Below are 550 nucleotides of genomic sequence, written 5' to 3' on the forward strand. Positions count from 1 at the left end.
GGTAGCCGTAGGGGAACCTGCGGCTGGATCACCTCCTTAAAATTAAGCACGACTTGCACCGAAGTGCCCACACAGTTTGTTTTCAGAAGAAGAGATGATTGATTTTTAAGCCATCCGATGCGGGGAGCGAAACAACCCATGTGCATCAGGCGATGTAGCCGAAGGATGTTAGCAATTTTTTTGCCAAATGTAATAAAGGTTATGGCAAAATTTTTTTGCAAAGGTTTTTATTTTAATCAAGGCATTGATACGAAAGAAAGGGGGCGCATACGCGAGTATGTAACCGAGCGAGTATCAATAACGCCGAGTAAAATTAAAAGCTGCAGTAAAAAAGAGGGGTCGTAGCTCAGCTGGGAGAGCACCTGCCTTGCACGCAGGGGGTCGGGAGTTCGATCCTCCCCGGCTCCACCAAACATCTCAAGCGATTTATCAGATGAAAGTAGTTTGAGAAGAGTGCTTTCATCTGGTTAATCCGGACGTTCATTAACAATTTGGTAAAGTAAAAAGGGTAAACACAAGCGAATTAGTATTGTCTTTTGTTGGTAATATG

At 43.8% G+C, this 550-nt stretch carries 1 tRNA gene; it reads left to right on the plus strand.

Features of this window, described 5'->3' with window-relative positions:
* Positions 1-335 precede the first annotated feature (335 nt).
* Positions 336-411, plus strand: a tRNA-Ala gene (locus tag Lbru_RS08805).
* Positions 412-550: the final 139 nt, after the last annotated feature.

The sequence above is a fragment of the Legionella brunensis genome (genome assembly GCF_001467025.1).
GTDB classification, from domain to species: Bacteria; Pseudomonadota; Gammaproteobacteria; order Legionellales; family Legionellaceae; genus Tatlockia; species Tatlockia brunensis.